At 66.4% G+C, this 24,557-nt stretch carries 26 protein-coding genes; 8 read left to right on the forward strand and 18 right to left on the reverse strand.

What is annotated here, in order from left to right; all coding sequences use genetic code 11:
• Window position 1 precedes the first annotated feature (1 nt).
• The 6 genes from AC3RCP_RS16930 to AC3RCP_RS16955 all read right to left on the reverse strand — a co-directional run bounded on the left by AC3RCP_RS16930 (window position 2) and on the right by AC3RCP_RS16955 (window position 7,519).
• A complete protein-coding gene (locus AC3RCP_RS16930) occupies window positions 2-877 on the reverse strand; it encodes an ABC transporter permease (protein ID WP_009044026.1) in 876 nt (291 codons plus the stop codon).
• Window positions 874-1,830, reverse strand: a complete 957-nt coding sequence (locus tag AC3RCP_RS16935) for an ABC transporter permease (RefSeq protein ID WP_492571356.1) — start codon at window positions 1,828-1,830, stop codon at window positions 874-876. Before AC3RCP_RS16935 ends, AC3RCP_RS16930 begins: the two co-directional genes overlap by 4 nt.
• Before the next feature lie 48 nt (window positions 1,831-1,878).
• On the reverse strand, window positions 1,879-3,516 hold the full coding sequence (locus tag AC3RCP_RS16940) for an ABC transporter substrate-binding protein (protein ID WP_492571355.1): 1,638 nt from the start codon (window positions 3,514-3,516) through the stop codon (window positions 1,879-1,881).
• A gap of 89 nt (window positions 3,517-3,605) precedes the next feature.
• Complete coding sequence (locus AC3RCP_RS16945) at window positions 3,606-4,883, reverse strand: NAD(P)/FAD-dependent oxidoreductase (protein WP_492571354.1); 1,278 nt, start codon at window positions 4,881-4,883, stop codon at window positions 3,606-3,608.
• A 42-nt stretch (window positions 4,884-4,925) separates the two neighbouring features.
• A complete protein-coding gene (locus tag AC3RCP_RS16950) occupies window positions 4,926-5,594 on the reverse strand; it encodes a haloacid dehalogenase type II (protein WP_062825965.1) in 669 nt (222 codons plus the stop codon).
• Window positions 5,595-6,046: 452 nt separating this feature from the next.
• Entirely contained in the window at window positions 6,047-7,519 is a 1,473-nt protein-coding gene (locus AC3RCP_RS16955) for an aldehyde dehydrogenase family protein (protein ID WP_492571353.1), read from the reverse strand.
• Between the two features lie 255 nt (window positions 7,520-7,774).
• On the opposite strand from AC3RCP_RS16955, the gene AC3RCP_RS16960 reads away from it, so the two are divergent.
• Both AC3RCP_RS16960 and AC3RCP_RS16965 read left to right on the forward strand, forming a co-directional pair.
• Window positions 7,775-8,632 carry a GNAT family N-acetyltransferase gene (locus tag AC3RCP_RS16960; protein ID WP_492571352.1) on the forward strand — a complete coding sequence of 286 codons (858 nt, stop codon included), beginning with the start codon at window positions 7,775-7,777 and terminating at the stop codon, window positions 8,630-8,632.
• A gap of 64 nt (window positions 8,633-8,696) precedes the next feature.
• The gene (locus tag AC3RCP_RS16965; RefSeq protein WP_274303234.1) at window positions 8,697-9,422 is read left to right on the forward strand and encodes a cupin domain-containing protein; all 726 of its coding nucleotides are present in this window, start codon (window positions 8,697-8,699) and stop codon (window positions 9,420-9,422) included.
• A 68-nt stretch (window positions 9,423-9,490) separates the two neighbouring features.
• Here the strand turns inward: AC3RCP_RS16965 and AC3RCP_RS16970 are convergent, their stop codons facing one another.
• From AC3RCP_RS16970 to AC3RCP_RS17010, 9 genes are all read right to left on the reverse strand, one after another.
• Window positions 9,491-9,739: a hypothetical protein gene (locus tag AC3RCP_RS16970; RefSeq protein WP_053261337.1), complete on the reverse strand. Its 249-nt coding sequence runs from the start codon at window positions 9,737-9,739 to the stop codon at window positions 9,491-9,493.
• Between the two features lie 194 nt (window positions 9,740-9,933).
• Window positions 9,934-10,833 carry a polysaccharide deacetylase family protein gene (locus AC3RCP_RS16975; protein WP_101338096.1) on the reverse strand — a complete coding sequence of 300 codons (900 nt, stop codon included), beginning with the start codon at window positions 10,831-10,833 and terminating at the stop codon, window positions 9,934-9,936.
• Window positions 10,834-10,990: 157 nt separating this feature from the next.
• Window positions 10,991-11,677 carry a phosphoribosyltransferase gene (locus AC3RCP_RS16980; RefSeq protein WP_457240878.1) on the reverse strand — a complete coding sequence of 229 codons (687 nt, stop codon included), beginning with the start codon at window positions 11,675-11,677 and terminating at the stop codon, window positions 10,991-10,993.
• 23 nt (window positions 11,678-11,700) lie between these two features.
• A complete protein-coding gene (locus tag AC3RCP_RS16985) occupies window positions 11,701-12,591 on the reverse strand; it encodes a universal stress protein (protein WP_053261340.1) in 891 nt (296 codons plus the stop codon).
• Between the two features lie 132 nt (window positions 12,592-12,723).
• On the reverse strand, window positions 12,724-13,491 hold the full coding sequence (locus tag AC3RCP_RS16990) for an ABC transporter permease (protein WP_101338099.1): 768 nt from the start codon (window positions 13,489-13,491) through the stop codon (window positions 12,724-12,726).
• Complete coding sequence (locus AC3RCP_RS16995) at window positions 13,491-14,690, reverse strand: ABC transporter substrate-binding protein (RefSeq protein ID WP_492571351.1); 1,200 nt, start codon at window positions 14,688-14,690, stop codon at window positions 13,491-13,493. Before AC3RCP_RS16995 ends, AC3RCP_RS16990 begins: the two co-directional genes overlap by 1 nt.
• 180 nt (window positions 14,691-14,870) lie before the next feature.
• Window positions 14,871-15,686 (reverse strand): ABC transporter ATP-binding protein, encoded by an 816-nt coding sequence (locus AC3RCP_RS17000; RefSeq protein WP_492571350.1) that lies wholly within the window; start codon window positions 15,684-15,686, stop codon window positions 14,871-14,873.
• Window positions 15,683-16,753 carry an acyl-CoA dehydrogenase family protein gene (locus AC3RCP_RS17005; protein WP_492571349.1) on the reverse strand — a complete coding sequence of 357 codons (1,071 nt, stop codon included), beginning with the start codon at window positions 16,751-16,753 and terminating at the stop codon, window positions 15,683-15,685. Before AC3RCP_RS17005 ends, AC3RCP_RS17000 begins: the two co-directional genes overlap by 4 nt.
• Window positions 16,754-16,815: 62 nt before the next feature.
• Window positions 16,816-17,376 carry a carboxymuconolactone decarboxylase family protein gene (locus AC3RCP_RS17010; RefSeq protein ID WP_492571348.1) on the reverse strand — a complete coding sequence of 187 codons (561 nt, stop codon included), beginning with the start codon at window positions 17,374-17,376 and terminating at the stop codon, window positions 16,816-16,818.
• 104 nt (window positions 17,377-17,480) lie between these two features.
• On the opposite strand from AC3RCP_RS17010, the gene AC3RCP_RS17015 reads away from it, so the two are divergent.
• On the forward strand, window positions 17,481-18,404 hold the full coding sequence (locus AC3RCP_RS17015) for a cupin domain-containing protein (RefSeq protein WP_492571347.1): 924 nt from the start codon (window positions 17,481-17,483) through the stop codon (window positions 18,402-18,404).
• A 36-nt stretch (window positions 18,405-18,440) separates the two neighbouring features.
• Here the strand turns inward: AC3RCP_RS17015 and AC3RCP_RS17020 are convergent, their stop codons facing one another.
• Window positions 18,441-19,388 (reverse strand): ABC transporter substrate-binding protein, encoded by a 948-nt coding sequence (locus AC3RCP_RS17020; RefSeq protein ID WP_492571346.1) that lies wholly within the window; start codon window positions 19,386-19,388, stop codon window positions 18,441-18,443.
• Window positions 19,389-19,725: 337 nt separating this feature from the next.
• Between AC3RCP_RS17020 and AC3RCP_RS17025 the strand changes: the two genes are divergently transcribed.
• The 5 genes from AC3RCP_RS17025 (at window position 19,726) to AC3RCP_RS17045 (ending at window position 23,301) form a co-directional block, all read left to right on the forward strand.
• The gene (locus AC3RCP_RS17025; protein ID WP_492571345.1) at window positions 19,726-20,718 is read left to right on the forward strand and encodes an aliphatic sulfonate ABC transporter substrate-binding protein; all 993 of its coding nucleotides are present in this window, start codon (window positions 19,726-19,728) and stop codon (window positions 20,716-20,718) included.
• 64 nt (window positions 20,719-20,782) lie between these two features.
• Entirely contained in the window at window positions 20,783-21,631 is an 849-nt protein-coding gene (locus tag AC3RCP_RS17030; RefSeq protein ID WP_101338107.1) for an ABC transporter permease, read from the forward strand.
• Between the two features lie 18 nt (window positions 21,632-21,649).
• Window positions 21,650-22,363, forward strand: coding sequence for an ABC transporter ATP-binding protein (locus AC3RCP_RS17035; RefSeq protein ID WP_101338108.1), 714 nt, complete (start codon window positions 21,650-21,652; stop codon window positions 22,361-22,363).
• Between the two features lie 132 nt (window positions 22,364-22,495).
• The gene (locus AC3RCP_RS17040) at window positions 22,496-22,657 is read left to right on the forward strand and encodes a hypothetical protein (protein ID WP_492571344.1); all 162 of its coding nucleotides are present in this window, start codon (window positions 22,496-22,498) and stop codon (window positions 22,655-22,657) included.
• Window positions 22,658-22,710: 53 nt separating this feature from the next.
• Window positions 22,711-23,301, forward strand: coding sequence for a helix-turn-helix domain-containing protein (locus AC3RCP_RS17045; RefSeq protein ID WP_371860905.1), 591 nt, complete (start codon window positions 22,711-22,713; stop codon window positions 23,299-23,301).
• A gap of 143 nt (window positions 23,302-23,444) precedes the next feature.
• On the opposite strand, the gene AC3RCP_RS17050 is transcribed toward AC3RCP_RS17045, so the two are convergent.
• A complete protein-coding gene (locus tag AC3RCP_RS17050) occupies window positions 23,445-23,954 on the reverse strand; it encodes a hypothetical protein (protein ID WP_492571343.1) in 510 nt (169 codons plus the stop codon).
• Window positions 23,955-24,333: 379 nt separating this feature from the next.
• A complete protein-coding gene (locus AC3RCP_RS17055) occupies window positions 24,334-24,549 on the reverse strand; it encodes a TOBE domain-containing protein (RefSeq protein ID WP_009044054.1) in 216 nt (71 codons plus the stop codon).
• Window positions 24,550-24,557 lie beyond the last annotated feature (8 nt).

Consider the following 24,557-nt stretch of genomic DNA (forward strand, 5'->3'; position numbering starts at 1 on the left):
CTCAATGACCTCCCGGACGGCGGCTGCGGCGCGACGAGATCCTGTCGATGAACAGGTTCACGCCAATGGTCAGGGTGCCGATGGCCAGCGCCGGGATGACGATGGCCGGCGCGCCCTGGTTGAGGCCGCCGATGTTCTCGCGCACCAGCGAACCGAGGTCGGCGTCCGGCGGCTGCACGCCCAGGCCAAGGAAGCTCATGCCGCTGAGCAGCAGGACGATGAAGCCGAAGCGCAGGCCAAGGTCGGTGAGCACCGGGTTGAGCATGTTCGGCAGGATCTCCACGCAGGCGATGTACAGCCGGCGCTCACCGCGGGTGCGGGCCACCTGCACGTACTCCAGGGCTTCGATATTCACCGCCAGGCTGCGGGCGATACGGAACGCCCCGGGGGTGAAGCTCAACACCGCGGTGCACACCAGCAGCACCACCGAGGAGCCGAAGGCCGAGACCATGATCAGCGCCAGCATCTTGCTGGGGATGGAGATAAAGGCGTCCATCAGGCGGCTGATGACCTCATCCAGCCATTTCGGCGCGACCACCGAGAGCAAGGCGCAGGCGGTGCCCAGGCCGCTGGCCAGGACCGCGGAAATCAGCGCCAGGCCGACGGTGAACCGCGCGCCCACCAGCACCCGGCTGAGCATGTCGCGGCCCAGGTAATCGGTGCCGAACGGATAGGCCGCGCCCATGGCGTCGAACACATTGGCGGACACCACTTCGCCCACCGGATGCGGCGCCAGCCAGGGGCCGAACAGCGCCACCAGCAGCCACAGCACACACATCGCGGCCCCGGTCAGGCCGAGCCAGGACGGCCCGTGGGACACCTTGCCCAGCGCCAGGTCGGGCGTGGCCGGCGTCGACTTCACCATGAGATTGGTCATTGGTTTCTCAGCCTCGGATTGGAAAGAATCGCGCACAGATCGGCAATCAGCACCAAGCCCAGGTAGGCCGTGCAGAACAGCATGGTGCAGGCCTGCACCAGCGCCATGTCGCGGTTGGTCACCGCGTCGACCATCAGGCTGGCGATCCCGGGATAGTTGAAGATGGTCTCGACGATCACCACCCCACCCAGCAGGTACGACAGGCTCAGCGCCACCGCGTTGGCGATCGGCCCGATGGCGTTGGGCAAGGCGTGGCGCAGCACGATGCGCACCGGGCTGACGCCCTTGAGCCGGGCCATTTCCACGTAGGGGCTGTCGAGCTGGTCGATCACCGCGGCGCGGGTCATGCGCGCCATTTGCGCGACGATGACGAAGCACAGGGTCATCACCGGCAAGGCGTAGGTGCGCAGGAACTGCAGCAGCGAGTGGGTTTCGCTGGCGTAGGACAAGGCCGACAGCCAGCCCAGGTTCACCGCGAACACCAGCACCGCCAGGGTCGCCACCAGGAACTCCGGCACCGCCACCAGGGCCAGGGTGATGAAGCTCAGGAGGCTGTCCAGGCGCCCGCCGCGGCCCATGGCCGAGCCGATGCCCAGGGTCAGCGCCAGCGGCACCGAGACCACCGCGGTCACCGCCGCCAGCATCAGGGTGTTGGGCACCCGCCCGGCCATCAGCTCGCTGACCGGCATGGCGTTGGACACCGAGGTGCCCATGTCGCCGGCCAGCAGGCTGAGCAGCCAGTGCAGGTAACGCACCACACCGGGCTGGTCCAGGCCCAGTTTCAGGCGCAGCGCCGCCACCTGTTCCGGCGTGGCGAACTGCCCGAGGGCCTGTTGCGCCGCGTCCCCCGGCAGCACCGCGGTGATGGCGAACACCACCATGGACACGATCAACAAGGTCACGACCGCGGCGCCCATGCGCCGCGCGATCAACCACAGTGTGTTGCTATTCATCGCCCTTCCCTCCTGCCTTGCAGCCCCGACGGAACCTGCTTTCGCCCCTCACGCGTCCAGCCACACCTGCTCGGCGAACATGTAGCCCATGAAGCCGCCCAGGGGATTGCTGCCATAGCCCTTGATGCGCTGGTCGACCCCATCGATGTTGCTGATGAACACCGGGATGCCGATGCCGCAGTGGTCGTGCACCAGGGTCTGCATGTCGGCGTACATCGTGCTGCGCTTGGCGTCGTCGGTTTCGCCGCGGGCCAGCATCAGCAACTGGTCGAACTGCTCGTTCTTCCAGCCCGACTCGTTCCATGGCGCGCTGGACTGGAAGAACTGCGAAAAGATCACGTCGGCGTTCGGCCGCGGGTTGATGTTGCCGAAGCTCAGCGGGTGCTTCATCCAGTGGTTGGACCAGTAGCCGTCGCTGGGCAGGCGGTTGACGTTGAGGGTCAGCCCGGCCTGCTTGGCCGACTGCTGCAGGAGCACGGCGATGTCCACCGAACCGGTGGCGGCCGGCGAGGCCACCAGCGGCATGCTGACCTTCTCCATGCCGGCCTTTTTCAGCAGGAAACGAGCCTTTTCCGGGTCGTACGGGGTCTGCGGCAGGTCGGCGTTGTAGTAACGCGAACCCGGGGCGATCGGGTGGTCGTTGCCGACCACGGCGTAGCCACGGAACACCGCGGACTTGACCTGTTCGCGGTCCAGCAGGTGCTTCAGCGCCTGGGTGAATTCCGGGCTCTGGCCGGGCAGCTGGTCCTGGCGAATGATCAGGTCGGTGTAGTTGCCCGACGGCGCGTCCACCACCCGGTGCCCGGCGCTGGCGGCGATGCGCGCGGTGGAACGCGGGTTGACCTCGTTGATCAGGTTCACGTCCCCGGAGAGCAAGGCGTTGACCCGCGACGGCTCGTCGGCGATGGCGATGAACTCGATCTCGTCCAGGTACGGCAGGCCCGGCTTCCAGTAGTTCGGGTTGCGCGCGGAGACCGAGCGCACGCCCGGCTTGAACTCCTTGACCTTGAACGGCCCGGTGCCGATGCCCTGGCTGAAGTCGGTGGTGCCTTCGGGCACGATCAGCAGGTGCGAAACCGCGAGGATCGACGGCAGCTCGGCGTTCGGCGCCTTGAGGCGGATCTGCACCTCATGGGTGCCGCTGGCCTTGATCTCGGCGAACTGCTCCATCAGCGGCATGACCTTGGAACCGGTGGCCGGATCCTTGTGCCGCGACAGCGAGAACACCACGTCGGCGGCGGTCAGGCCCTTGCCGTTGTGGAAGGTCACGTCCTTGCGCAGGGTGATGATCCACAGGGTGGCGTCGGTATTGTCGATGCGCTCGGCCAGTTCCAGCTGCGGCACCAGGTGGCTGTCGAAGCGGGTCAGGCCGTTGTAGAACATGAAGTGCCGCACATAGTCGGTGGACAGCGCGCCCTTGGCCGGGTCGAGGGTGTCGGCGGTGGAACTGGACATCCCGGCGACGCGGATGCGCCCGCCCGGCTTGCCCTTGCCCGGCGCCGCGCTGTCGCTGGCGAGCAAGGTGCCGGCACTGCCGAACAGGCTGCCGGCGCCCGCGGCGGCGACACCGGCCACGCCGAGCATGCGCAAGGCGCTGCGGCGGGACATGCCACGGTTCAGGCCTTCGAAAACCCGCAGGCTTTCTTCGCCGGAAATCAGTTGCGGATCGACTTTGTTGTCAGTCATAGCAGTTCTACCTGTCGAATAATGAGAAGGCTCGAGTGCTCGCGGTTGACCGGAGCGTCCTGGAAACGCAAAACGACGGTGAAGCAAACTCAGTGCAGATAGTCCTGGAAGCGGTAGTAAGCCCCTACCAGCGGCAGGAACCAGGGCTTGCCGAAGTGCCCGGGAATCGCCGGCCATGCCAGGTCTTGCCAGGGGTTGAGGGATGGATTGGCGCCGTCCATGACCTCGGCCATGACCTGGCCCATGTGTACCGACATCTGCACGCCATGGCCGCTGTAGCCCATGGCGTGGTAAATGCCGTTGCGTTCGCCGGCCCGGGGCAGCCGGTCGCTGGTCATGTCCACCAGCCCGCCCCAGCAGTAGTCGATAGCGACCCCGGCCAGTTGCGGGAACATCTGCACCATGGCCGCCTGCAGCACCTTGCCGCTCTTGGCATCGGAACTGGGGCTGGACATGGCGAAGCGCGCCCGGCCGCCGAACAGCAGGCGGTTATCCGGGGTCAGGCGGAAGTAGTTGCCGATGGTGCGGCTGGTGACATAGGAGCGCTGCTGCGGCAGCAGCCGCTCGGCCAGGGCCTGCGGCAGCACCTCGGTGGTCACCACGAAGCTGCCCACCGGCACGATGCGCCGCCGGTACCAGCCGAGGTCGCCATGCTGGCAGGCGCCGGTGGCCAGCAGGATCTGCCGCGCCTGCAACGAACCGCGCGCGGTGTCGAGCCGGTAGCCGCCACTGTTGCCCTGCCAGCCTTGGACCGCGCAGTCCTGATAGATCAGCGCGCCATGGCGCGCCGCGGCGTGCGCCAGGCCGATGCCGAAGCGCCCGACGTGCATCTGCACGCCGTTGCGCTGCAACAGGCCGCCGTGAAAACCGGCGGAATCGACTTCGCCGCGTACCTGCTCGGCGGACAGCAGCTCGACATCGGCATCGACCTCGCGGCGGATCAGCTCGCAGGTGCGCGCCAGCCCTTCGTAATGCAGGGGCTTGGCCGCCAGCTTGAGCTTGCCGTTGCGCTTGAGGTCGCAACCGATGCCCTCCTGCGCCACCAGCGCCACCACGCTCTGCACCGCCCGCTCATAGGCCTGGTAATAGGCCCGCGCGCGTTCGGCGCCGAGGCTGGCGCTGAGGGCGGCGTAATCCTGGGCCACCCCGGTGTTGCACTGGCCGCCGTTGCGCCCGGAAGCTTCGCCGATCACCCGGCCGGCTTCCAGCACCACCACCCGGGCGCCCTTCATGGCCAGCGCGCGGGCCGCGGACAGCCCGGTGAAACCGCCACCGACGATCGCCACGTCGACGCTGTCCGGCAGCGCGCCGCTCTGTGCCCCGGTGAAGGCCGGCGCACTGTCGAGCCAATAGGATTCACTGCCCATGCCTGACTCCCTGACCCAGCCTTGAAGAGCGCCCATGACCGATCAGAGCCCGACCAGCCCAGCCAGGCCGCCGATGTCCGGGATCTGCTGGTAGCCGTAGATGGCGTTGGCCGGCTGTTCGTGGCCACGGGCGACAAAAGCCTTGTGCTTGATCTTCATGTCATGGGCCGGCATCAGGTCGTAACGGAAGCTGGAGGACACATGCAGGATGTCTTGCGGGCCGCAGCCGAGGTTGTCGAGCATGAACTCGAAGGCCGCCAGGCGTGGCTTGTAGGCCTGGGCCTGTTCGGCGGTGAAGACCTTGTGGAACGGCGCGCCGAGCTTGTCGACGTTGGACATGATCTGGCTGTCGCTGGCATTGGAGAAGATCACCAGGGGGATCTTGTCGGCGATCTTCGACAGCCCGGCCGGCACGTCCGGATGGGGGCCCCAGGTCGGCACGGCGTCGTAGTACAGCTGGCCTTCGCCGCGGTACTCGACGCCCCAGCGCTTGCAGGTCCGCGCCAGCGCGGTCTTGAGGATCTCGTCGTAGGGTTTCCAGTCGCCCATGACCTGGTCCAGGCGGTAGGCCGAGAAGTCCTTGACGAACTGGTCCATCTGTTCAGGGCCGACGCGGTCGGCGAACAGCTCGCGGGTCATGGTGCCCATGTGGAAGTTGGTCAGCGTACCGTAGCAGTCGAACGTAATGAATTTGGGACGAAGAAAGCTCATTGAGTGCGGTCCTGAAGTTCGTTGAGGTCATGGCGTGACACGCAAGAGCGCGGCTGCCGGAGCCCTGATGCAGCGTTGCAATCACAGCTTCATTACAACACCGTGAAATCAGCAGATGGCGTTAAAAGCGCGGGCTGCTCGATACAAACCACCGTTTTTCGGGGTGCCCTCAGCAGACTTTGCGGGGCGCGCCAGCCTTGGGCAAAGCCCGTATTCATGCGCTTTTATGGACCTTTGCCGGCCGCCGGGGCTCAAGTCCGGGCCCGGTCGCCGCAGAACCTGCGCCGGCCCCAACGAAAACGGGCGCCCCCGTCTGGAAGCGCCCGTTTCGCTGAATCGCAGAGTGTCTGCCGGTCGATCCCCAACCGGTGGCGGCCGGCCTGCGGCGGCGCCGGCAGGTTCAATGCATACTTCGTACCGCCCCACTCACCCGCCCCCGCCGATCACGGTTTTCAGCCGGCGATATCGATCAGCACGCTCTTGAAGCGCAGGTTGGCCTCGAAGGCTTCGCGCCCCAGGTCCTTGCCGATGCCGGAGCGCTTGTAGCCGCCGGTGGGCAGGATGTAGTCGTTGCTGCGCCCGTAGCGGTTGACCCACACCGTGCCGGCTTCCAGGCGCCGGACCAGGCGCAGGGCGCGGTTGATGTCGGCGGTGTGTACTCCGGCGGCCAGGCCGTAGGTGGCATGCTCGGCCAGGGCCAGGGCCTCGGCTTCGTCGTCGAAGGCCTGCACCGTCAGCACCGGGCCAAAGATCTCCTCGCAGACCGCCGGGTTGCGGTTATCCAGGCCGGTCAGCAGGGTCGGCTGGTAATAGGCGCCGCCCAGGCCGTCGAACAGCCCGCCGCCGCAGAGCACCTCGGCGCCGGCCTCGCGCGAACGCTGGACGATGCCGTCGATGCGATTCGCCTGCTGCCGGGAAATGATCGGCGACAGCGTGCTGGCCGACGACCAGGTCGGCCCCGGGCGCAATTGTTCGAAGTACGCCCGCAGGTGCTCGACGAAGGGCTGCATGATCGAGCGCTCGATCAGCAGCCGCGAGCCGGAGACGCACACCTGCCCGGCGTTGCCGGTGATGGCCATGGCCACGGTGTGCGCGGTCTTGGCGAGGTCCGGCACGTCGGCGAACACCAGTTGCGGGCTCTTGCCGCCCAACTCCAGGGTCACCGGCTTGGGGCCGACCAGGGCGCAGGTGGACATGATGCTCGACCCCGTGGCGGTGGAGCCGGTGAAGGTCACCTTGGCCACCCGCGGATGGCGACACAGGGCATCGCCGGTGACCCGGCCGTCGCCCTGCACAACGTTGAAGATGCCCGCCGGAACCCCGGCTTGTAGCGCCAGTTCGGCGAACCGCAGGCTGGAAAACGGCGTCAGTTCCGAGGGCTTGAGCACCACCGCGTTACCGGCGGCCAGGGCCGGCGCGACTTTCCACGAGGCCATGCTCAGCGGGAAATTCCACGGCGCGATGGCGGCGATCACCCCGTAGGGTTCGGCGATCTGCATGCCCAGGCGGTCGGTCTGGGTGGCGGCCAGCGAACCGCCGTGCTTGTCCGCCAGCTCGGCGAAAAAGCGGATGCCTTCGGCGACATAGGGAATGTCCCAGCCGATCACATCCTGATGCGGCCGAGTCGAACCCACCGCCTCCAGCGGCGCCAGGATCGCCGCGTCGGCTTCCACCAGGTCGGCCCAGCGCCGCATCACCCGCGCCCGCTCCCGGGGCGGACGGCTGGCCCAGTCGGAGCGGGCGAAGGCCTGCCAGGCGTTGTTCACCGCCTCGTCCACCAGCCCGGCGTCGGCGATTGGCAACTGCCCGTAGGCCTGGCCGTCCGACGGTCGCGAGACCTCCAGCCCGGGCGCGGCGTCGCGGTACTGGCCGGCGATGAAATGAGCGCTGCGCACAGCGACAAGACGAGGATCGAAGCTATCCATGGAGCACTCCACTTGAAGGCGGCAATAAGGTCGGCGAAGGCCGGCCCGGCCGGTAAAAACCAGGCCTCCATCCTAGGAAAAAAGCGCAAGCATTTGCTGCCGACCTTGGGCCCCTTTTAAGTAGTTACTGTGGTCTGCCGGCCGGTCTTTTAGGGATTCTGCCGAATCGCCGCGGGGCTCTTGCCAGGCGTGATCGCAGATGGGATACAGGCGCATCGCCGACGATCGCGCTTATCTTTTTCACGGAGTCTTGCCATGTCCGCCACCCCTCGCCCTGCTTATGTGTACCGCCCGATGACAGTCGCCGACTTGCCGGCGGCCCACGCCCTGTCCGTGCAATTGAAGTGGCCCCATCGCCTGGAAGACTGGGCGATGTTGCAGCGGGTCGGCCAGGGCTTCGTGGTGGAGGACGGCGAGCGCCTGATCGGCAGTGCCTTCGCTTGCCTGCAGGGGGACTACGCCACCATCGGCCTGGTGATCGTCAGCGGCGACTACCAGGGCCAGGGCATCGGCCGGGCCCTGATGGAAAAGGCCCTGCACGCCTGCGAGTCGCGCACGCCGATCCTCAACGCCACCCTGGCCGGCGCGCCGCTGTATGCCAGCCAGGGCTTCGTCGAGTTCGGCGTGATCCAGCAGCATCAGGGCCTGGTGCGGGTGCCGGAGGTGGGCGCCCTGCCCGCCGGTGAAAGCTGCCGGCCGCTGCGCAAGGCCGACCGCCTGCGCCAGTTGAGCCTGGCCAACGCCGGCAGCGGACTGGACCGCCAGCAGGTGCTGGAAGACCTGTTCGCGGTGGTCGAGCACGGCGTCGGCATCGAACGCGACGGCCAGTTGCGCGCCTTCGCCCTGCTGCGGCCGTTCGGCCGTGGCCGCTGCATCGGCCCGGTGGTCGCGGAAACCGCCGAGCAGGCCCGGCAGATGATCGCCAGCCTGCTGAGCAAGGTTGCCGATGCTTTCGTGCGCATCGATATTCCGGCCGACTGCGGCCTGGCCGAATGGCTGGAAAGCGCTGGCCTGAAACAGGTCGACCAGGTCGCGCAGATGGCCCGCGGCACCCCGCCCCGGGCGCTCGGCAACGTGCGCCAGTTCGCCCTGGTGACCCAGGCCATCGGTTGACCCGCAACGCCGCGAGCCCCTGGGTCGCGGCGCCTTTTTCCACCCCCCCCAGAGAGTCCTTTACATGTCCACACCCGCCGCTTTGCTGCTGGCAGGCGCCGACGGCCGCTTCGACGCCAGCCTGTTCACCCCTGCTGCCCTGGGCAGTGACGACCCCTTCGGCGCCGATCGGCTGGTTGCCTATAACGGCAGCGACGGCATTGCCGCCGGTGTCGTACGCACCAGCGGACGTTTTGCCAGCGAGGATTTCCCCCACATCGAAATGCTCGTGGTGCACGCCGGCAAGGTGTTGCTCGACAGCGCCGAGCCGTCTGGGGAACCGGCCCTGGAACTGGCCCCGGGCGCCAGCGTGGTGATCGGCCGCGGCAGCGCCTTCAAGCTCGAGGCCGAACCCGGCACGCTCTGGGCCTTCTGCGCGGTGAACCGTGCCGCGGCGGGCGCCGAACCGGGCCTGACGCTGCTCGACCCGCGGGCCATGCTCTCGCCCTCGGCGGCTCCCGAACCACAGATCCTGATCGGCCCGGAACCGCAATGCCGCTCGCGCAACGCCTTCGAGGACGACGCCAGCGACCTGCGGATCGGGGTCTGGGATTCCACGCCGTACCGCCGCCACGGCCGGCCGCACAAGCTCAATGAACTGATGCACCTGGTGGAAGGAAGCGTGACCCTCGAGGGCGCAGACGGCAGCCGCCTGAGCGCCGGCCCCGGCGCTACGCTGTTCGTTGCCCAGGGCACGCCCTGCGCGTGGCACAGCACGGCCTATGTGCGCAAGTTCTATGCGGTGAAGTAACGCCCGACACACACGACAACGGCGCCCTCGGGCGCCGTTGTCAGGTCGGGCGAAAAGCGCCCGGCGACTCAATCATCATCGTCGTCATCGTCACGGTCGCGACGATAGCGCCCGTCCTTGTCCCGCCGGTCGTAGCGGCGGTCGTAACGGTCGTCGTCACGATCGCGATCACGGTAGTAGTCGCGGTCATAACGGCTGTGGTCGCGCCAACCGTCATGGTCGCGATCGTAGCGTCGGCCGTCGTCCCAATGGGGGTAGCAGCCACCCAGCAGCAGCGTGGAGCAAAGGGTCAGGGTGAGTGTCGCGAGTCGCTTCATGGAAGTGTCCTAGAACCTGGGTCAGAACGATGGGTTGGCAAAGCAGCCCGGCAACGCAGCGGGCCCTGTGCGAACCGGCGGGGCCGGCGCCTGCAACCACCCATGTGACTGTAAAACCAGCGTTTTATTCGATCCTGGCGAGACACTGGCGGACCGACGGTCATGTCTTGCCCAATGCGAACGGTCACGCCTGCTCAGTGGGAATTCCTGTCCCACAGCCAGTTCCACAACCCCGGCAACCGCACCGGCTGTTCGCTGTTGGTGACGGTACGGGCCATGACCGCCCGTTGCAGCGCCGCGGTATCGTCGTAGAACGGCTTGGGCGCAGTCGCAAGGCCAGTGGCCTGGGCGCTGTCGAGCAGGATCTGCAGGTATTCCCGGGTGTGGCGGGCGGTGTAGCGATTGAGGTCGTGGAAGGTCACCACCACCGGGATCACTCCGTCCACCGTCGGCAACTGGCCCAGGGCAATGCGTTCGCGCACTTCCGACAGCTGGCGCAGCATGTTGGCCCGGCGCCGTGGGCTGGCGTTGAAACCCCAGACCTTGCCGTCGTTGGCGCTGAGGTCGGTGAGCAACACATGCAGGCCATGCCGTTGGTAGGCGGCGAAGGTGCGCTTGTCGTAGTTCCAGAATGGCGGGCGCACCAGGTTCGGCGGCACACCGGTGATCAGCGCGATATCGGCGCTGCCGTCGTTCAGGGACGCCTCCAGTTCCGGTGGGTCGAGCGAGCGATGGTTGGTGTGCCTCGGCGTGGCGGTATGAAAGCCCAGCACATGGCCCTCGGTGTGCTCGCGGGCCATGATCCGCCGCCCTATGTCGCTGCCGCCGGCCCGCGAGGCCCGGGTCTGGACGAAGAACACCGCCTTGATCGCCGGTTGCAGTGGATTGTCGAGCAGGTCGTCGAGCACCCGTTCGGTCGGGTTGTACAAACTGGACGCGCTGGGGCCGTCGTCGAAGGTCAACAGAAAGCGGATCGGCGCCTGGGCGCGCAGGCGTTGCTCGGTCTGCGCGGTCATTTCGATGGGGGCAGCGATGCAACCGCCCAGACCAGCGGCGAGCAACACTGCGCAGAGAAGCTTGAAGCCTTGTTTCATGTTTTGCCCTGTGCCGGACCGTTGCGGTCGTCACCTCAATGGCAAAAATCCCTCGCCCATGGATCCCTCGCCCGGCCTGTGCGCAGCGCCGGGCACAGCTTGGAGGGGCAACGGCGGTTTTGGTTCCGGAGCGCCCGCGTTCAGGCAGCCCGGGCCTTCATGCCGAACCGCCTTCGCAGGGCCGCTGCCAGGCGCGCTGCAACAGGTCGATCACCTCCTCGTCCGACGTCTGGGCAAAGTCCGCGTAACCATTGCCGATCGACACGAACCACAGGGGCGTGATCGGGCAGATCAGCTCGTCGACCTCGAAACTCAGGGTGTCGACGGTTTCCTGCGGCCCCAGGGGCACGGCCACCACAATCCGCGCCGGGTGCTGCAGGCGCGCCGCCTGTACCGCGGCGTGCATCGAGGCGCCGGTGGCCAGCCCGTCGTCCACCAGGATCACCACCTGGTCACGCAGGTCGGGCGCGGCCCGGTCGCCACGGTAGACCCGCTCGCGGCGCTGCAACTCCTGGGTTTCCCGTATGGTCACCGCTTGCAGCGCGGCATCACCGAGGTGATGGCTGCCCAGGACGTCCTGATTGAGGATGCGGATACCACCGCTGGCGATGGCGCCCATTGCCAGTTCTTCATGGCCGGGCACGCCAAGCTTGCGCACCAGCATCAGGTCCAGCCGCACCTCCAAGGCCCGGGCGATTTCCCAGGCCACCGGCACCCCGCCCCGGGGCAACGCCAGCACGATCACCTCGGGCCGGCGGCTGTATTTCTGCAACGGCGCGACCAGCCCTTGCCCGGCCGCCTGACGGTTGCGCAGGGTCATCTGCAATGACGGATATTCGCTCATGTCTCACCTCCCAAGGCGCCCGGCTACAGCGCCAGCAGGCTGCAGGGCACCTGATACAACGCGTGCTCGGTGGTGCTGCCCACCAGTTTCTCCAGGCCCTGGCGATGCACGCGGCCCATGACTAGCACGTCGGCCTGGTTCTCGGTGACGAAGTTGGCCAGCACGGTGACCGGTTGTCCGAGGATGAAATGCCGGCGTTCCTCGGGCACGCCATAACGCTCGGCCAGTTCCAGGAAGGCTTTTTCCAGGGTCACCCGCAGTTCCCGGGTCAGGTCCGCCAGCACCAGGCCACCGCCCCCGGCATCGCCCAGGTAGACCGACGACACGTCATAGGCGTGCAGCAGGTGCAGCTCGGCATCGCATTGCAGGGCCAGGCTGTTGGCTTCGTGGATGATCCGGTCGTTGAGCCCGTTGTGCTGGTACTCCGGCCGCGACGGGTCGACCGCCGCGACCACCATTTGCGGCAAGGTATGGCCGTGGCGACCCATCAGGTACAGCGGTACCGGGCACTGGCGCAGCAGGTGCCAGTCCATCGGCGTGAGAAAGGCGCGTTTGAGCGCCGGTTCGTGCTGCACGTCCTTGATCAGCAGGTCGGGCTGGATTTCCGCGACGTGCTGCAGGATTTCCTCCAGCAGGTCGTCGGCCCAAGCCACCTCGCCGTTGACCTTGACACCATGGCCGCGCAGGCGATGCACCTCCTCCTGCAACCATTCCTGGTGCCCCAGGCGGTAACGTTCGCGCGCTTCATTGCGCACGTTGTGCTCGAACAGGGAAAGAATCGACGCCGGTTTCAGCAAGGCCGCGATATGCAGGCTCGCCCCGCTGGCCTTGGCCAGGGCAGCGGCACGCGGAATCGCGGGGGACTGGCGCATTGCCGGGTCGATGACCAGCAACAAACGTTGATACTGGCTCATGGCGCACCTCCAGATAGGCTGGACGCCCACGCCGGCCACCGGCGCCCGCTTCTCTATACGCCAGTGCGTCAACGCCGGATCGAACGCCAGCATGACTTCAGACTTCCCACTGACAATGCGCCCGTCGCGGCGTTACGGCAAGTGCGTCCAGCGCCGGTGCAGACCACGGGCCAGGCTGTCCAGGGCAAAGCCCAGGGCGCCGATCAGCAGGACCATGGCCATCAGTTCCGAATAGGCCAGGCGGTCGCGGGTATCGAGGATGAAATAGCCCAGGCCGGCGCTGACCCCGAGCATTTCGCAAGGCACCAGGACGATCCACAGTATGCCGATGGCCAGGCGCACGCCGGTCAGCACATGGCCCAGCACCCCGGGCAGGATCACCTTGCGCAGGGTTTCCCAGCGGGTGGCGCTGAGGCTGCGGCTCAGTTGCAGCCAGCGCGGGTCGAGCTGGCGCACCCCGGCCGCGGTATTGAGCAGGATCGGCCAGACTGCGGCGAAGGCCAGCAGGAAGTAGATCGGCTGGTCCCCTACCCCCATCAGCATCACCACCACCGGCATCCACGACAGCGGCGAGATCATTCGCAGGAACTGGAACGCCGGGGTGGTGGCCGCCTCCAGGTGGCGGTAGCTGCCAATCAGCAGGCCCAGGGGCACGCCGACCAGCAAGGCCAGCGCCAGGCCGACCAGGATGCGCTGGAGGCTGACCAGCACATGCTCGTACAGCTCGGCGCGGCCCAGCAGTTCCAGCAGGCTGGCCAGGGTCGCCGCCGGCGAAAAACGCGCCGCGAGCCCGTCGGCGCCGCCGAACAGGTGCACCCCCAGCCACCACAACAGCAGCAGGCCCAGCAGCCCCGCCACGCCCAGCAGCCCGTGCAGGCTCGATGCGGATCGCTTGGCCATCAGAGGCTGAACTCCTCGCTGCGTTCGAAGCTGTCGGGCAAGCCGAATGCCTTGAGCCCGCCAACCGACGCGATGGCGTTGCGCACGAAGCGCTCGTCCACCAGATCGCGGGCGGTGTGCTGCGGGTCGAGGCTGGCCAAAAAGCCCTTGTCGCCTTCGACCAGGGTGTCCTTGAGGCGCTTGACCAGTTCCTCGGTGTAGCTGGGGAACGGGTACGGCTGGAAGTCGATGCGCTGCTCGTCCCACTGGGCGTGCTGGATCGCGCCGTCGGCCAGGTACTGCTGGCGTTCGCTGGCACTCGGCGCCAAGACCCGGCTCAGCACCTGGGGCGCATGCGGGGTGTAGCGGTTGGCGCCGTCGCGGGACAGCAGACTGGCGGCCTCGGCGCGGTGGTCGCGGGTCCACAACTGGGCCTTGACGATGGCATTGACCACCTTCTGCGACCATTCGGGGCGGTGATTCAAATCCTGCTCGTGCATGAACACCACGCAGCAGGCGTGGTTGCGCCAGATATCCCCGGTAAAGCGCTGCACCCGGCCGATCTTGAGTTCCTCGGCCAGGGCGTTGAAGGGCTCGGCGACTATGTAGCCGGCGATGCGCTTGCTGGCCAGGGCCGGCGGCATGTCCGACGGCGGCAGCACCAGCAGGTTGACCTCATTCGCTGCCAGCGCACTGCTGGCCGGCCGGCTCACCGGGGTCAGGCCGTTGTCGCGCAACAGTTGCTGCACCACCACGTTATGAATCGAGTACCAGAACGGAATCGCCAGCGCCTGCCCGCCCAGTTGCCGGACCTCGGTGATGCCCGGTGCCACGGTCAGGCCGGAGCCGCCGACGTGGTTCCAGGCCACCACCTTGGCCGGCACCCGGCTGCCATAGCGGGCCCAGACGGTCATCGGCGACAGCAGGTGGATCACATTGACCTGCCCGGAAATAAAGGCCTCGATCACCTGCGCCCAACTGCGCAACAGCACCGGGCGCTCGGAGCGGATGCCCTCGGCCTCGAACAGGCCGTTGTTATGGGCCACCAGCAAGGGCGTGGCGTCGGTGATCGGCAGGTAGCCGATGCGCACCGGCGCGTCCGGCTCCGCGGCGGCGCGGGCCTGCAGGCTATTGAGCAACGGCAAGGCGCCGCCGGCGGTGAGCAAGGCGCTGAGCTTGAGGAAGTCGCGACGGCTGTGGGTGAAGTCATCCAGGCACATGGTGTATCTCCGATCATTCGGGCAAGGGGTTGAACCCGGCCATTTACCGCCTCTTGCGGCTCATCCGGCTCGTCCGGCTCGTCTGTAGTAGCGAAGCTTGCTCGCGAATGACCTCAACGCTGACGGGGTGTCTGGGACCCTGCGCCGCACTGACGTTTTTATCGCGAGCAAGCTTCGCTCCTACAGAGCCAGAGGTGTAGGTTGAGGCAGCAAGGCTTGGGGTTGTGCAGCGCGGCTCGCCCGCCGAAGGGTTTTGAGAATCTCGATACGCAGGGCGCCCAGTTCTTCCACCAGCTCGGCGCGCGGCTGAGGCAGGTCGATGCGCCACTCGCCGAGGGTCCGCGCCGGGCTGTTACCCAGTAGCAGGATCCGCTCGGAAAGTAGCAGGGCTTCGTCGATGTCGTGGGTGATCAGCAGCGCCGCGGTGCGGTGTTCGGCGATCACCTTGAGCAGCAGTTGCTGCATGTCGGCGCGGGTCACTTCGTCCAGCGCGCCAAAGGGTTCGTCGAGCAACAGCACCTGCGGCTGGCGCGCCAGGCAACGGGCCAGCGCGGTGCGCTGGGCCATGCCGCCGGACAGCTGCGCCGGGTAATGCCCGCGGGCATGCTGCAGGCCAACCTCGGCGATCGCCTGGTCGATCCGCGCCTGGCGCTGCCGGGTGTCCAGCGCCGGCTGGCGGGCGAAATCGAGGCCGAAGGCGACGTTGTGTTCCAGGTTCAGCCAGGGCAGCAGGCTGGGGTCCTGGAAGGCCACGGCCACCCGTGGATGCGGCCCGTCCAGCGTCTGGCCCAGGAGGCTGACGCTACCACTGTGGGGCGCCTGCAAGCCGGCCAGGACCCGCAACAGGCTGGACTTGCCGACGCCGCTGGGGCCGAGGATCGACACCACCTCCCCCGGCTGCAAGCGCAAGTCGAAGCCTTCCAGCACCGCTTGCCAGCCTGCTTCACCGGGGTAGCCGAGGCTGATCTGCCGGGCTTCGAGCAAGGCCGCGCTCATGCCGCCGCGTCTCGGGCCTGGCGCTGCAACTCGGCGCGCAACTGCACCAGGCTCGGCGTGACGATCGGCACGAAGGCCGACTCGCGCCAGCGCCGGGCAAAACCGCCGCCATGCTCGCTCAGGTAGGCCTTGCCGCCGCTGGCCTGCAACTCCAGCTGAACGGCATTGGCGGCAGCTTCGGCCAGGGCGATGCGCAGCCGGAACAGCGCCGCGGGCTGGGTCAGGAAACGCCCCTCCAACAGGCCGCGCTTGAGCTCGGCGACGCTCTCCTCCAACTGCTGGCGTTGCTCCTGCAACGGCTCGCGCAGGATCGAACGCCCGCTGTGCAGGTGCGTCTGCACTTCATCCAGCGCGCGCCGCGCCAGGCCGATGGCCATGCCGCATTGCAGGCCGAGAAACGCCGGGCGCACCGCTGGCAGAAAGGCCTTGGCATCCTCGTGCAGCAACCAGTCGTGGTCGACCTCGACCTGTTGCAGTTCCAGCGCCGCGGTGTTGCTCGACTGCAAGCCCATCAGTTGCAGGTCCTCGGAACGTTGCAAGCCGGCCAGGCCCGCGGGGATCGCCAGGATAAAGGGCGCGCCGCCCTGCTCGTGCTCGATGGCCGCGGCCACCACAAAACCGCTTTTGCGCAGATTGGTCACCCAGTGCAGGCGCCCGTTCAGATTCCAACCGCCAGCCCGTGGCTGCGCGCGGACTTGCAGGGCTTCGATGCCGGAGAGGAACTTCATGGCGTTCGACAGCCCGGTGGCCCCCGCCAGTTCGCCGCTGAGCAGGTCCGGCAACAGACGCTCGCGCAAGGCCGCGTTGGGGCTGTGCAGCAGGTATTCGATAAAGGCCCGCTGGCCCCAGAACACAAAGGCCGCCGCCAGGGAACGGCTGGCCACCGCGGCCAGCGCCTCCACGGCGTCGCCCAGGTCGCCGCCGCTACCGCCCTGCCCGGCCGGAATGCCGATGCGCAGCACCTGCGCCTCGGCCAGCCGCGCCAGCACCTGCTGTGGGTCGCAGTGGCCCTGGTCCAAAGCCTGGGCCTCGGCGTCCAGCCATTGACTGAATGCGGGGTTGAGCATGTGGTTTTCTCCTTTTTACGCGGCACCGGCCCAACGGCCGTGCCTTGAATCCAGCCGCTGCATCATTGCTGCGGCGCTTGCCAGCGGTACTTGGCCAGTTCCGGGTTCAGCGGCGTGCGGGCGAACACGTTGGCGAAATTGCACAGGGTCGCCAGGCTCACCCCGAGTATCACTTCCAGGGCATTGCCCTCGCTGTAGCCGGCGGCCTTGAACGCCGCGAACGTCGGCTCGCTGACGTTGCCGCGGGTGGCGATCACCTCGGCGGCGAAGGCAGCCAATGCCTGCAGTTTTTCCTCCGGCAAGAGGCTGCGCTCACGCAACGCGCTGATCACTTCGTCCGGCAGCTTGGCCTTGTTCTGCGCCACCGCAGTGTGCCCGGCCACACAGAAATCGCAACCGTGGGTGGTGGCGGCCACCAGTTGCACCACCTCCCGTTCGGCCAGGCTCAGCTCGGCCTTGCCATTGAGCGCCGATACCGTAACGTAGGTCTCCAGCGCCGCCGGGGCATTGGCCAGGATGCCCAGCAGATTGGGGATGAACCCCGAGTTGTTCTGGGCGTTCTGCAAAAACGGCCGGGCCGCTTCGGGAGCGCTTTGCAGGCTGTGTAGAGTGATGCGCGACATGCGGTGGACTCCTGCTGTGTTGGTGTCCGGCCAGTCTGTTGGTTATAAGAATTCCGATCCATATTCTAAAGTAGCGATTACTTGCTCCTGAGTGTTTCCATTAGATGATTTCGTCCAGCCCACTGGTTGATTGGTTATTAGAAAGCCTCGAACTCGACGCCAGCCTGTTCCATGTCGGCCGCTACTGCGGCGGCTGGCACGCCAGCACCCACGGCCTGGCCCGGGCCAGCTTCCACCTGATCGTGCAGGGCCATTGCTGGCTGCATATCGAGGGCCATGAGCCGGCCCAGCGCCTGAATGCCGGGGATGCGCTGTTCCTGCTGCGCGACCTGGACTATCGCCTGTCCAGCGCCGAAGCGCGTGACGCCGCCCTTGAACTGCCACGCAGGGCCATGCAGGCGCTCGACGCTCACGCAAAAGATCAGGCCGAGGATGGCGTGGGGTTGGTCTGCGGTTTCTTTCACTTCAGGTCCGGGCTGTCGTCGCTGATCATCGACGGCCTGCCGGACTGGATCGTCCTGCGCGCCGGCGACCCGTCCCTGAGCGCGGCTAGGGCCCTGTTCGAGTTGATCCTGCAAGAGTGCCGGCGCACGCCCGCGCCCTCCTCGGCGCTGCTGGAGCGCCTGAGCCACCTGCTGTTCCTCTATGTGCTGCGCCAGCAAGTGGCCGATAACCAGGGCCTTGGCGGGCTGGTGGCGCTGGCCCGGCACCCGGCCTTCGCCGCGCTGCTGGAACAGCTGATCGAACACCCCGAACAACCCTGGCCCCTGGAAAGCATGGCGGCCTGCACCGGGCTGTCGCGCTCGGCCTTCTTCAAGCGCTTCAACGAACTGGCCGGGCAATCCCCGGGCCAGGTTCTGCTGGCGCTGCGCATGCGCCATGCCTGCCAGTTGCTCAAGGCCAACCACACCGTGGAACAGGTTGGCGCGGCAGTGGGTTATCAATCGGTCGCGGCCTTTACCCGCGCCTTCGCCAAGGCCGTGGGCGTGCAGCCGGGGGCTTATCGGCGCCAGCACGAAGGGCGTTGAATGCGCCGGAGCCTGTGACCTGGCCCCGGCAAGGCGTCACTGGCTCAGGGCCTGGGTAAAGGAAGTGTCGACAACAGTCGCGGTGGCCAAGGGCGCCGGCAGCGCCTTGACCTTGAACAGGAAGTCCGCGGTGCTTTGCAGGTCGGCGGCGGCCTGCGGGTCCACCGGGCCGACGCTCATGTGCGCCTGGCGCAGCCAATGGCGCGAGACGTTCGGGTCGAGGTTGGCCTTTTTCGCCCACAGGTCGGCGTACTGGTCGGTGTGGCTGTCGACCCAGGCGCGAGCCAGCTTCAGGCGGCCGAGAAAGTCGGCGATGGCGGCGCGCTTGCTGTCGATGGCCGGGGTCGAGGCGGCGATGGCGCTGAGGCCGGGCATCAGGTTCTTCGCGGTGAGGATCGGCCGCGCGCCGGAGAACAGGATCTGTTGCGAGATATAGGGTTCCCACACCGGGAAGGCGTCGATGCTGCCCTGGGGCAAGGCCGCGGCGGCGTCGATCGGCATCAGCTTGATGAACTCGACATGGTCCTCCGGCAGGCCGGCCTGCTCCAGGGCGCGCAGGGTCAGTTGCTGGCTCCAGGCGCCGGGCCAGTAGGCGACCTTCTTGCCCTTGAGGTCGGCGATGGTCTGCACCGGCGAGTCCTTGGGCACCAGCAAGGCGATGGTGTCCGGGTTCTGCCGCGAGACGCCGATCAGCTTCACCGGCGCCTGTTTCGCGGCGAGGAACAGAAAGCCCGAATCGCCGAGAAAGCCCAGGTCCAGGGCGCCTGTGTTCAGCGCTTCTGCCAGGGGCGCAGCGGCCTGGAAGTGTTTCCAGTCGACCTGGTAGGGCGCGCCTTCGAGCACTCCCGAAGCCTCCACCGAGGCGCGCACGTTGTAGTAGTTCTGGTCGCCGACCTGCAGCACCAGCGGCTCGGCGGCCTGGGCCAGGGGCGCCGCGAACAGGGTGCTGAGGAGCAGACGGCGCAGGCGTCGGGAGAGCGTCATGGGAAATTCCTGGATGATTGGAAAAGCGGATTTTCTAGAACATAACGCTCTTAGAATCCGCTTTTGAAATTCTGTTAACGCATAAGCTCATAGCCGCTTTTGCACCCGCGTCAGGAGGCTGTTGGTGGAGAAACAGCGCGGCAACAGACTGTTGGCCAGGCAACATCGCCAGAGGCTTTTTTCCTGTTGGAACACCTTGAAACCGCCCTTCCCCGGCTATGGCACAGAGCCTGCAATATTCCTTTCCGACAGGATTTATTCCTGCCGTCCGCGACTTTTGAAATAAGCAGCGGAAATAACAACATTGCCCTCTCGCCGCCTTGTCCGGAGCCGCTCCATGAAACCCGTCTTGCGTTTCCCCCTGGCTCGCGCCAGATACCTGCTCAGCGCCTGCGTCCTGGCGCTAGGCCTGCAACCCCTGGCCCAGGCCGCGGAAAATCCGCCGGCCGAAGTGCACCTGGACTACGCCTATTACTCGCCGGTCAGCCTGGTGCTCAAGCACTTCGGCTTTCTCGAAAAGGCCCTGCCCCAGACCAAGGTCAGCTGGGTCCTCAGCCAGGGCAGCAACCGCTCCCTGGAATACCTCAACAGCGGCGGCGTCGACTTCGCCTCCTCCGCCAGCCTGGCGGCGGTGCTGAGCCGGGCCAACGGCAGCCCGATCAAGTCGGTGTATGTCTACAGCCGCGCCGAATGGACCGCCCTGGTGGTGCGCAAGGATTCGCCGTACCAAACCGTCGCCGACCTCAAGGGCAAGAAGATCGCCGCCACCAAGGGCACCGATCCCTACCTGTTCACCCTGCGCAGCCTGCAACAGGCCGGGCTGAAAAAAGACGATGTGGAACTGGTGCACCTGCAGCACCCGGACGGTCGCACCGCCCTGGAGAAAGGCGACGTCGACGCCTGGGCCGGCCTCGACCCGCATATGGCCGCCAGCGAAGTGCAGGCCGGCTCGCGCCTGCTGTACCGCAACACTGCCTTCAACAGCTACGGCGTGCTCAGCGTCACCGAGCAGTACGCCAAGGAGCATCCGCAGACCATCGCCAGCGTGCTTGCCGCCTATGAGCAGGCCCGCGAATGGTCGGTCAAGCACCCGGACGAACTGGCCAGGCTGCTGGCCGACGAATCCGGCCTGCCGCTGGAAGTGGCCCGCCTGCAACTGTCGCGCACCGACCTGGGCAACCCGCGGTTGAGCGCCGAGGATGTGCTGGCCTCCAAGGCCGCCGCGCCGATCCTGGTGTCCGAGGAACTGGTACGCCGCGGGGTGAACGTGGACCAGGTGATCGACCAGTTGCTCGACACCGACGTCAAGCAGGCCGTGGCCCGTCAATAACCCACCGCCCAGGCGACGACCGAGTCCGTGCCTGGCGCGGATTCGGCGTTGCCGGAGAATCGCCATGAGCAGCGACAGCAACAACCTCTCGACCCGCCTGGCCCTGTCCGCGCCGAGCAAGCTCCCACGCCTCAACCCCGCCCGCTGGCGCCTGCGCCTCAAGGGCCTGGCCCTGCCGGTAGTGATCATCCTGCTGCTGGAGTTCGTGGTGCGCATCGGCTGGCTGCCGTCGTACCAGATGCCGGCCCCCAGCGAGATCGCCCTGACCCTCGGCGACCTGGCCGAAGGCGCGCTGTGGAAACACATCGGCGCCAGCCTGCTGCGGGTGCTGCTGGGTTTTGCCATCGGCGCCAGCCTGGCGCTGGTCTTCGCCGCCTGGGTCGGTCTGAGCCGGGAGGCCGAAGCCTACCTGGAGCCGACCTTCGCCGGCCTGCGCTCGATCCCCAGCCTGGCCTGGGTGCCGTTGCTCCTGCTGTGGCTGGGCATCGACGAAACCTCCAAGGTGGTGCTGATCGCCATCGGCGCCTTCTTCCCGGTGTACCTCAATGGCGTGGCGGCGATTCGCGATATCGACCGCAAGCTGGTGGAGGTCGGCCACATGTACGGTTTCGGCCGGCGTCGGCTGGTGCGGCGGATTCTCCTGCCGGCCGCCCTGCCCGGCCTGTTCACCGGCTTGCGCAGCGGCATGAGCCTGGCCTGGATGTTCCTGGTGGCCGCCGAACTGATCGCCGCCACCAAGGGCCTGGGTTATCTGCTCAGCGACGGCCGGGAAACCTCGCGGCCGGACATCGTGCTGGCGGCGATTATCGTCCTCGCGGTGCTGGGCAAGCTCAGCGACGGCATTCTCGCCGGCCTGGAAAAACGCTTCCTGGCCTGGCGCGACACCTTCAATGGCCAAGGCGGCAACGACTAACGCACAGAGGATCGAGCCATGCCCCAAGCCCTGCTGGACATCCACGTGGAGCGCAAGACTTTCGCCGCCACCACCGTCCTCCATGATATCCACCTGCAATTGCAACCGCGGGAAACCGTGAGCCTGCTGGGCCCCAGCGGCTGCGGCAAAAGCACCCTGCTGCGCATCGTCGCCGGCCTGGAGAAGGACTTTCAGGGGCAACTGCTGAGCCACACCGAGCGCCTGGCCTTTGTCTTCCAGGAACCGCGGCTGATGCCCTGGCTGACGGTGGAACAGAACATCGGCTTTGGCGACGACGAGCATTACGACCGGGCCTGGGTCGCGCAACTGATCGAGGAAGTCGGCCTCGCGGGTTTTGCCCAGGCCCTGCCCAAGGCGCTGTCCGGCGGCATGGCGCAGCGGGTGGCGATCGCCCGCGGCCTGTACGCGCGGCCACAGGTGCTGCTGCTCGACGAGCCCTTCAGCGCGGTGGACGCTTTTACCCGGATGAAACTGCAGGACCTGCTGCTGCAACTGGCCGAGCGTCACGCCATCGCCCTGCTGCTGGTGACCCACGATGTCGACGAGGCGCTGTACCTGAGCGACCGGGTGCTGGTGATGGACAACCGCCCCAGCCGTATTCGCCAGGAACTGGCGGTGCAACTGAGCCACCCGCGGGACCGCCGCGACCCGCTGCTGGCCCGCCTCAAGGCGTTGGCCCTGACCGAATTGCACAAGGCCCATGTGATTTGAGCAGGCTTTGCCACGGCCCGGCACTTAAGAACACAAAGGAATTAATAAATAAATAATCAGTATTTATGGTTATAAAAATAACCACGTACTCTCACCTCATCCCGCCCATTGGTCACGACAGTGAAGTGCCTTATGAAACCGACCGACAACGTTATCGACTTCGCCCAGTTCCGCAAACGCAAGCAGGCCCAGCAACTGGCCCGGGCCATGTGGGAGATGTACGCGCGCAATGCCGGTTACCAGGCGTTCCAGTGGGTTCAGACGGCCCGGCCGACCAGGACCTACCACGCGTGAGCGCCCAGGAACCCTCGCGCTTTCTGGCGAGCGCCGACGAACCCGACCTTGATTTGACCCCTCTGGAAACTCAGGAAGAAGACCCCATCAGCGAACGGGTCGCGCAGAACCTGCAACGCCTGCGCAGCAAGCGTCATCTGTCCCTGGATGCCCTGGCCCGCCAGTGCGGGGTCAGCCGGGCGATGCTGGCGCAGATCGAGTCCGGGCGCAGCGTGCCGTCGATCAAGGTGCTGTGCAAGATCGCCAAGGGCCTGAAGGTGTCGGTCGCGGCCTTTCTCGAACACCGCGCCTTCGAAGGCGTGGCGGTGCTGCCGTCGAGCCGGAGCAAACGCCTGGTCAGCGCCAACGGCGCCTTTGTCAGCCGCGCCCTGTTCCCCTTCGACGTGGCGCGCCAGTCGGAATTCTACGAACTGCGCCTGAGCCCGCTCGGCGAAGACCAGTCCGAAGGACACGGGCCGGGGGTCCAGGAAAACCTGGTGGTGTCCCAGGGCGTACTGGAAATCAGCGTCAACCAAGAACGCTACCTGCTCTCCACCGGCGACTCGATCCTGTTCTACGCCGACCAGCCGCACCGCTACCGCAACCCCGCCGACAGCGAAGCGGTGGCCTACCTGGTGGTGACCTACCCGGAACGCCTGGACTGAACAAGCAGGGACTGTACTGACATGGCGGGTCCTGCGGCCCCGATCGCAGGCTGCGCCAGCGGCCACGAATATCGATAGTCCCGCTATAGAAAAAGCCCGGCGGGATTATCCCGGCCGGGCTTTTTTTGTGCCGCTGCGAGGAATCAGCAGGTGCAGCACATCATCGGCATGCCGTTGCAGCTCATCATCATCGGCATGCCGCAGTCGTTCATCATCTTCATCATCAGGGCGCAGCAACTTTTCATCATGTCCATGTTCATGCCGGCCATTGGCATGATCTTGCACATCATGCAGTCGGCCTCGACTGTGCACTCCATCACGCACTTCATCGACGGCATCGGCATGCCCATCATCGGCATTGGCATCATGGCGCCCATCATCGGCATGGCCATGCTCGCCCGGGACATGCACATCATGCTCATGTTAGCGCAGTGCATCATCATCGGCATGCCGCAGTTCATCATCATCTGCATCATTTGCGCGCTGTTCTTGAACATGGCCATGTCCATGCCCGCGGCCGGCATCATCTTGCACAGCATGCCGTCGTCCATCATTTCGCAGCTCATGGTCGCCATCATCATCGGCATGCCCATCATCGGCATCATCGGCATGTTGGCGTTCATCGGCATTTGCATCTGCATGGCATTCATCATGGTGAAACTCCCTAAGCGATTCGATAGTTGGACGAAGCGGATGGGGCGGATTCTAGGGAGTGGCGAACGCCGCACAAGATGCCGATCGAACAGCAATCGCGGCTGCCAGGACAGCTTCAGCGCAGCCGCTCGCGCGGGATTTTCCGCTTCAGCAGCCGGATGGATTTCATGGCGGACGGAAGCAGGACGACAGCGTGTTTTCCGCTGCGATGGATATGCGCGAATCAGCGCATCCCATAACCCAAAGAAATAATCATTCTAAAGAGGCCCGACTTTTCTCGGGAAAAGGCGGCTTGCCAGCCTCGCCGGTGCCCTGTGGCAGGGTTCGGCGAGGGTTGCAAGCGCGGTGCGGGGCATGACGCAGGGTCGGATCGCGGTCTCAGAGCTTGGCGATCGACACTTCGGTGGATTTGACGAAGGCGATGACCTCGCTGCCGACCTTCAACTCCAGGTCGCGCACCGAGCGCGTGGTGATCACCGAGGTGACGATGCCCGAGGCGGTCTGCACATCGATCTCCGAGACCACCTGGCCTTCATGGATCTCCTTGATGATGCCCTTGAACTGGTTGCGAACATTGATTGCCTTGATGGTCATGATGGGCC

The sequence above is a fragment of the Pseudomonas sp. GW822-FHT05A08 genome, assembly GCF_058800485.1.